Annotated in this window: 8 protein-coding genes and 1 riboswitch; all 8 genes read left to right on the top strand. The window is 72.1% G+C overall.

The window, feature by feature from the left end:
* Positions 1–664: tetratricopeptide repeat protein (locus V7E45_RS36840; RefSeq protein WP_443056335.1), on the top strand; the 664-nt coding region annotated here is incomplete at its 5' end.
* Positions 665–787: 123 nt separating this feature from the next.
* Positions 788–1,615 (top strand): glycoside hydrolase domain-containing protein, encoded by an 828-nt coding sequence (locus V7E45_RS36835; protein WP_333778640.1) that lies wholly within the window; start codon positions 788–790, stop codon positions 1,613–1,615.
* A 137-nt stretch (positions 1,616–1,752) separates the two neighbouring features.
* Positions 1,753–2,397, top strand: coding sequence for a SurA N-terminal domain-containing protein (locus tag V7E45_RS36830; RefSeq protein WP_333778639.1), 645 nt, complete (start codon positions 1,753–1,755; stop codon positions 2,395–2,397).
* Positions 2,398–2,529: 132 nt separating this feature from the next.
* Positions 2,530–3,513, top strand: coding sequence for a nucleoside triphosphate pyrophosphohydrolase (locus tag V7E45_RS36825; RefSeq protein WP_333778638.1), 984 nt, complete (start codon positions 2,530–2,532; stop codon positions 3,511–3,513).
* A gap of 57 nt (positions 3,514–3,570) precedes the next feature.
* Positions 3,571–3,819 carry a hypothetical protein gene (locus V7E45_RS36820; protein WP_333778637.1) on the top strand — a complete coding sequence of 83 codons (249 nt, stop codon included), beginning with the start codon at positions 3,571–3,573 and terminating at the stop codon, positions 3,817–3,819.
* A 138-nt stretch (positions 3,820–3,957) separates the two neighbouring features.
* A complete protein-coding gene (locus V7E45_RS36815; RefSeq protein ID WP_333778636.1) occupies positions 3,958–5,226 on the top strand; it encodes a cytochrome P450 family protein in 1,269 nt (422 codons plus the stop codon).
* A 168-nt stretch (positions 5,227–5,394) separates the two neighbouring features.
* The gene (locus tag V7E45_RS36810) at positions 5,395–6,441 is read left to right on the top strand and encodes a transglycosylase family protein (RefSeq protein WP_333778635.1); all 1,047 of its coding nucleotides are present in this window, start codon (positions 5,395–5,397) and stop codon (positions 6,439–6,441) included.
* A gap of 186 nt (positions 6,442–6,627) precedes the next feature.
* Positions 6,628–6,796, top strand: a riboswitch (cyclic di-AMP (ydaO/yuaA leader).
* Between the two features lie 4 nt (positions 6,797–6,800).
* A complete protein-coding gene (locus V7E45_RS36805; protein WP_333778634.1) occupies positions 6,801–7,484 on the top strand; it encodes a transglycosylase family protein in 684 nt (227 codons plus the stop codon).
* Positions 7,485–7,560 lie beyond the last annotated feature (76 nt).

Here is a 7,560-nt window from a genome sequence, read left to right as displayed (position 1 = left end):
CACCCGCCCCTTCCTGCGCCCGCACGCCCCCTGGCCGGACCGCGCGCGGACGCCCGCGCCCCAGCCCGCACCCGTCGCGCCCGCGCCGTCGGTGACCGGCAAGCCCGACGTGGCCGCCGCCGTCGACGAGGTCAAGCGGCTCCTCGGCGAGGGCCGGATCACCCAGGCCGTCGACATACTCGGCGCCATCCTGCCCACCGCGGCCGAGCAGCACGGCGAGCACTCCCCGGTGGTGCGCACCCTGCGCAAGCAGTACGCGGCCACCCTCATGGACGATGGCCAGTACCGGCGCGCGCTGCCCGAACTGCGCCGGCTGGCCGACGAGCGCGCCACCGAGGCCGGCCAGGCCGACCCGCAGTCCCTGCGCTACCGCTACGAGGCGGCCCAGTGCCTGGAGCAGCTCGGCGAGCCGGCGGCCGCGCTCGCCGAGTACCGCGCCCTGCTGCCGTACTACGAGAACCAGTACGTCTCCGGCGACCCGCAGCTCGCGCACGACGTCCGGCGCCGCATCGGCCACCTGCTGCTCGCCGTCGGGGACCGTCCCGCCGCCCACGACACGCTCGCGCGACTGCTGATGGACGTCGAACGCTTCCAGGGCCCCGGCCACCCGCTGGCCGTGGAGATCCGCCGCACCCTGCAGTGGCTGGGGCAGGTGCGCGGCTAGATTTTGCCGTTCACTGACTGATTCTTGTGATCTTCGGGGGATCGCGTTTTCCGAAGTCGGCAACCGCGCGGGATAGGTTGCCGTTCGTTTTGCCATGGCACGTACGAGCAGGGGTGGGGTTTGATGGCCGGCCATCGACAGTCGAAGAAGCGCAGGTACGTCACGTGGGCGGTGGCCGGGGCGGCCGTGGCCGCCGGCGCCGGCATCGCCGCCCAGACCTCCATGGCCGCCACGGCCTGGCCCGCGCAGAAGACCTTCACCGGCCGCGCCTTCGACACCTGCACCGCACCCTCCCAGTCCACGATGAAGGCCTGGCACACCGGCTTCTACGGCGCCGCCGCCGTCTACGTGGGCGGCAAGAACCGCGGCTGCGCCCAGCCCAACCTGACCTCCTCCTGGGTCACGTACGTCACCGGGCTCGGCTGGAAGCTCATCCCGATCTACGTCGGTGCCCAGCCGCCCTGCCAGTCCGGCTCCAACCCGGAGAAGCTGACCGCCTCCACCGCGGCCTCCCTCGGCGCGACGGACGCCGCCGACGCCGTGGCCAAGGCCTCAGCGCTCGGCATGAAGGCGGGCAGCGCGATCTACCTCGACATGGAGGCGTACGACACCACGAACACGTCGTGCAACGACGCGGTGCTGACCTACGTGCGCGCCTTTGACAAGGCCCTGCACGCCAAGACGTACCGCGCCGGCTACTACGGCTTCACCAGCTCCAGCGCCAAGGCGATCGCCACCGCGTCGAACAAGACGGACCTGCCGGGCAACCTCTGGTACGCACTGTGGGACAAGGAGAACACCACCACCACGGACTGGCCGTGGGGCGCCACCCAGTTCACCGACCACAGCCGGGCCCACCAGTACATGGTCAACAGCAAGGAGGCGCACGGCGGCGTGACGCTCACGGTCGACCGTGACGCGTGGGACGCGCCGGTGGCCATCACCGGCTGATCCGGGCGGGACGCGCGGCGGTGCCCGAAGCGCGCGTGAATCGTTGGTCGAATGGGTTGGCCACAGCGTGCCGACTGCCTACCATCGATCACCGCAAGACTTTGTGCACCGTCGCACAATCTCCCTTGGAGGTCTCCTTGCACCGCCGTCGCACCGCGCTCGTCCTCTCCGCCGCGATCGCCGCTGCGGCCCCCCTGCTCACCGCATGCGGAAGCGAGGCCCACCCGGGCGCGGCCGCCGTGGTGGGCGGACAGCGCATCACCGTCGCCCAGCTCGAGGGCCGGGTCAACGAGGTACGCGAGGCGCAGCGGGCCGCGGTGCCGGACGAGACCCAGTACCAGCAGGTCCTCGCCTCCACCGGCGGCCTCACCCGCGACACCCTGCACAACATGGTGCTCGACCGGGTGCTGCACCGGGCCGCGCAGGACGAGGGGATCGCGGTCAGCCGCAAGGAGGTCCTGCAGATGCGCGCGGGACTGGAGCGGCAGGCCGGCGGCGCCGAGGGACTGCGGACGACCTGGCTGCAGAAGTACGGCATCGCGCCGGAGCGCCTGGACGACAACCTCCGGCTCCAACTGGAGGCGCAGAAGCTCGCCGCGAAGCTCGGCACCGACACCACCCAGCCCGCCTTCTGGAAGGCCCTGTCGAAGGCCTCCGACGAGCTCCACATCGACCTCAACCCGCGCTACGGCTCCTGGGACGTGCAGAAGAGCAGCCGCGTGGACGCCAGTACGCCGTGGGTGCGCGAGGTCACGACCGCGGCGCAGCAGCAGCCGGCGTAGCGACCGGGCTCCGGGGTGCCGTAACGGTACGGCAGCGGCCGCGGCGGCACCCCCGGTCCTACGATCACATCGCGATCCCGGCCCTGTGGACAACCGATCCCGTGCGCCCGCGGCGTGGGTTACGTTCGGATGGTGAACGCAACCAGCCCCGAAGCCGCCCCCGGCCGTATCGTCCTGCTCACCACCAGCCACCGTGTCGCCCCCGGCCTGCTGTCCTGGCCCGCGTGGCAGGCGCTGCGCGCCGCCGACACCGTGCTGTGCGCGGACGGCGCGCATCCGCAGCTGCCGTATCTGCGGGAGGCCGGGATAGCGGTGGCGGAGGCGTCCCCCACCGCGCAGGAGCTGGTCGACGCCTGCGCCGGCGGGCGGACCGCGGTGGTCGTGGCCACGGGCGAGGGGGAGCCCGCCCTCACCGACGGACTGGCCCGTCTCGCGGGCTCCGGCAGGGTGCGCATGCCCGAGCTCGAGCTGCTGCCCGCCTCCTACGACCTGCCCGGCGCCCGCCTCCTCGACCTCGTCCAGGTCATGGACCGCATCCGCCTCGAATGCCCCTGGTCCTCCCGGCAGACCCACGAGGGCCTGGCCAAGTACGGCATCGAGGAGGCGTACGAACTGGTCGAGGCGATCGAGGCCGGCGACCGCGAGGAGCTGCGGGAGGAACTGGGCGACGTCCTGCTCCAGGTCGTCTTCCACTCCCGCATCGCCGAGGAGGACCCGGACGCGCCGTTCTCCGTGGACGACGTGGCCGGCGGCATCGTCGCCAAGCTGATCCACCGCCACCCCCACGTCTTCGGGGAGGAGACGGCCGAGACCCCGGAGGACGTCAAGGAGCACTGGCTGCGCACCAAGGCCGAGGAGAAGCGGCGCAGCTCGGTCACCGAGGGCGTCCCGCTCGGCCAGCCCGGCCTCGCCCTCGCCGCCAAGCTCGCCTCCCGGGTGCGCACGGCGGGCCTCGACGTCCCGCTGCCCCAGGGGGACGGCATCGGCTACGAGCTGCTGGCGCTCGCGGTCCGCGCCGAGGCCGACGGCGTGGACCCGGAGGCGGCCCTGCGGGCGGCGGCCCGGGTGTACCGGGACGCGATCAAGGAGACGGAGGGCCAGGGCAGTACCGGGTGAGGTGACCCGGGCGGGCTGGTCCCTACGGGACGTCATGAAGCCCTTTTCTCATTACCGTTGACCAGAGGGGCCGAGCAGGACGAGGCGCTCCCGCCGGTGGCCGACGCGCTGTGGGGGCGGGCGCTCGAGGTCGCGCGCGAGGACGAGGCGTACGACGCCGAGAGGGTGGCCGCGCTCGCGCGCACCGCTTTCGGGCCCGCGGCCGGGGCCGGCGAGGCGCCCGGCCGGCTCGGGCGGCTGCCGGCGGCGCGCGGAGCGGCGAGGGAGGCGGAACCCGTTCCTGGAGGCGGCCGCCGAGGCGGGTGACGGCGAGGCGGCGACGCTGCTCGGGAAGCTGCTGCGCGAGCGGGCGGAGACATGGCCGGCGGTCGGCGCGGAGCGGAAGGACCCGGAGGCCCGGAAGGCGCGCGGCGAGAGCCCCGGCGGGCCGGATACCGTCGGGGAGTGACCGACCAGCCCCACCCCCCGACCGCTCCCGAACTCTTCACGTGGGAGTTCGCCAGCGACCCGTACCCCGCCTACGCCTGGCTCCGCGAGCACGCGCCCGTGCACCGCACGCGGCTGCCCAGCGGGGTGGAGGCATGGCTGGTCACCCGGTACGCCGACGCCAAGCAGGCGCTGGCCGACCAGCGGCTGAGCAAGAACCCGGCGCATCACGACGAGCCCGCGCACGCCAAGGGCAAGACCGGCATCCCGGGCGAGCGCAAGGCCGAGCTGATGACGCACCTGCTGAACATCGACCCGCCGGACCACACCCGGCTGCGCCGGCTGGTCAGCAAGGCGTTCACGCCCCGCAGGGTCGCCGAGTTCGCGCCCCGGGTGCAGGAGCTGACCGACCAGCTCATCGACCGCTTCGCCGGGACGGGCTCGGCCGACCTCATCCACGAGTTCGCCTTCCCGCTCCCCATCTACGCCATCTGCGACCTGCTCGGTGTCCCGCGTGAGGACCAGGACGACTTCCGGGACTGGGCGGGCATGATGATCCGGCACGGCGGAGGCCCGCGCGGCGGTGTCGCGCGGTCCGTGAAGAAGATGCGCGGCTACCTCGCCGAGCTGATCCACCGCAAGCGCGAGGCACTGCCCGACACCCCGGCCGCCGGCGAGGACCTGCTCTCGGGACTCATCCGCGCCTCCGACCACGGCGAGCACCTCACCGAGAACGAGGCCGCGGCCATGGCCTTCATCCTGCTGTTCGCCGGGTTCGAGACCACCGTGAACCTGATCGGCAACGGCACGTACGCCCTGCTCACCCATCCCGGCCAGCGCCACCGGCTGCAGGACTCCCTGGCCCGCGGCGAGCGCGGCCTGCTGGAGACCGGGGTCGAGGAACTGCTGCGCTACGACGGCCCGGTGGAGCTGGCGACCTGGCGCTTCGCCACCCGCCCGCTCACCGTCGGCGGCCAGGACATCGCCGCCGGGGACCCGGTGCTCGTGGTGCTCGCCGCCGCCGACCGGGACCCGGAGCGGTTCGCCGACCCGGACGTGCTCGACCTGTCCCGGCGGGACAACCAGCACCTCGGCTACGGGCACGGCATCCACTACTGCCTCGGCGCCCCGCTCGCCCGGCTCGAGGGCCAGAGCGCGCTCGCCACGCTCCTCACCCGCCTGCCCGACCTGCGGCTCGCGGTGGATCCGGCGGAGCTGCGCTGGCGCGGCGGACTCATCATGCGCGGTCTGCGCACCCTGCCCGTGGAGTTCACGCCCGCGCCCTGACCCGGTGGTACGAGCGGGCATAGGTGCGGTGTTCAACTCTGTGATCTTCACGTGATCTACGCGGCATTAACTTGTGACAAGTGATCGTCTGCCTATACGTTCACCCATCAGCGTGGCGCGGAGCTTCTCGCGCCACGCCGGTCACGCTGTCGCGCGAAAGGTCTCTGCATGCTCTCCGGGAACGGCCGCCATCGTCGCCCCCGTCAGGCCCCGGCCCTGCTCGTAGCGGCGGGGGTGACCGGGTCCGCCATCGCGATCCCGCTCCTCGGCGCCGCGAGCGCCAACGCGGCCGACGGCACCACATGGGACAAGGTGGCCGAGTGCGAGAGCGGCGGCTCCTGGAGCGCCGCCACGGGCAACGGCTACTACGGCGGCCTCCAGATATCCCAGGACGACTGGGACAAGTACGGCGGCGGCCAGTACGCCTCCAGCGCCGACCAGGCCAGCCGTTCGCAGCAGATCGCCGTCGCCGAGAAGATCCTCGCCGACCAGGGCACGACCCCCTGGGCGACCTGCGCCCTGCTGTCGGGCCTGACCTCCAACTCCGGCTCGGTGAACGTCGACACGGGTGTCGGCGGCTCCGGCAAGGGTGCGTCGGACCAGGGTGATCCGGCCGGGTCCACGGACGACTCGAAGGGCGTTTCCGACGGGGATTCCGACTCGTCCGGCCTGCCGGATTCGTCCTCCTCGTCCAGCTCGTCCTCGTCCCCCGACTCCTCTTCCTCCCCCGACGCGAGCGCCGAGCCGTCCCCGGGCGCGGGCAACGGCAAGGCCGGCGACTCCCACGGTTCCGGCAAGGGGGATACCTCCAAGTCGGACAAAACCGCCTCTCCGGACTCCGGTGGCACACAGGAGAGCGGGTCCTCTCCTGTGGAACCCGCCACGGACGACTCGGACAATTCATGGCAGGCCGGGAGTTCTTGGAGCCTGGTCGACACCGGCGCGCTCAGCAGCGGCGGGCGCCATCGCGGCACCAGTGCGGACGAAAGCGTGACAAACGGTCAGAGCGACACCTCGTCGGGCCGTCACGCCTCCCGCGCCGCGGACACCTACACGGTCCACGAGGGGGACAGCCTGGCCTCCATCGCCGACTCCCTTGACGTCGACGGCGGGTGGCGTGCGCTCTACACCCAGAACAAGAAGGCGATCGGCGCCGACCCGGATGACATCACCGCCGGTCAGACCCTGCGAGTCGGTGACGAAACGGGCGGATGACGGCGGGAGTTGACGCCCCGTTTCACTCGCTAATGTCCGGTTTGGTGAAAGTGTGGGATGAGTCTCAGAAGCCCTGATCGTCTTTGAAATTCCGTCGATCGCCTGTCTACGGTCAAGACCGCTCGTCACCACGAGCCCCGGCAGTCGCAACGCCGAATCCTGCCAGCGGTTGCCCGGGAACAGTCGTCGCGTCAAGCGCCGCAGGCAGGAGCGGGGGACCCAAGGTAAGTGCCGAGCCCAGCAGTTGAGCTGGGACCGGCTAGGGGTGGAGCCGTGCTTCCCAGGGGAGCGCGGCCGGGCAACTCAACCGGCCCGAACCCGACAGCTCACCTCGCAGGCGTCGGTGAGGGGATCCATCCATGCTGTTTTCCGGCAAGGGCAAGCACCGTCGTCCGTCCAAGGCCGTCCGCGCCATCACGTTCGCCGGTGTCACCGGCGCCGTCGTCGCCGCCCCGCTGATGGCGGCCGGCAACGCCTCCGCCGCCACCGCCTCCGAGTGGGACAAGGTCGCCCAGTGCGAGTCCGGCGGCAACTGGTCCATCAACACCGGCAACGGCTACTACGGCGGTCTGCAGTTCTCCGCCTCCACCTGGGCCGCGTACGGCGGCACCGCCTACGCCCCGCAGGCCAACCAGGCCGGCAAGGCGCAGCAGATAGCCGTCGCCGAGAAGGTGCTGGCCGCGCAGGGCAAGGGCGCCTGGCCGGTCTGCGGCACGGGCCTGTCCGGCACCCCGTACTCCGGTGCCCCCGCCTCGACCGGCACGAGCAAGAGCACCACCACCACCCGCTCCACCGACCAGCAGGCCGCCACCCGCTCGGCCGCCCGCACCGCCCCGTCGGCGAGCAAGACCGTCACCACCCCGACCGGCAAGAAGGTCAAGAAGGGCGACGGCGAGTACAAGGTCGTCAAGGGCGACACCCTCAGCGTCATCGCCGGCAAGCACCACGTCCAGGGCGGCTGGAAGAAGCTCTTCGAGCTGAACAAGGACATCGTCGAGGACGCCAACCTCATCTACCCGGGTCAGCAGCTCCACCTGAAGTGACCCCCGGCTCCCCTCGGGAGCACAGCGCTCTCACTCCCCGGCCAGGACCCCCGGGCGCCGCCTGAGAGCCGTCCCC

Source organism: Streptomyces sp. IBSBF 3136, assembly GCF_036815105.1.
Lineage (GTDB): Bacteria > Actinomycetota > Actinomycetes > Streptomycetales > Streptomycetaceae > Streptomyces.
Note: the sequence above shows the minus strand (reverse complement) of the source record. Positions and strands in the feature narration are given on the sequence as shown.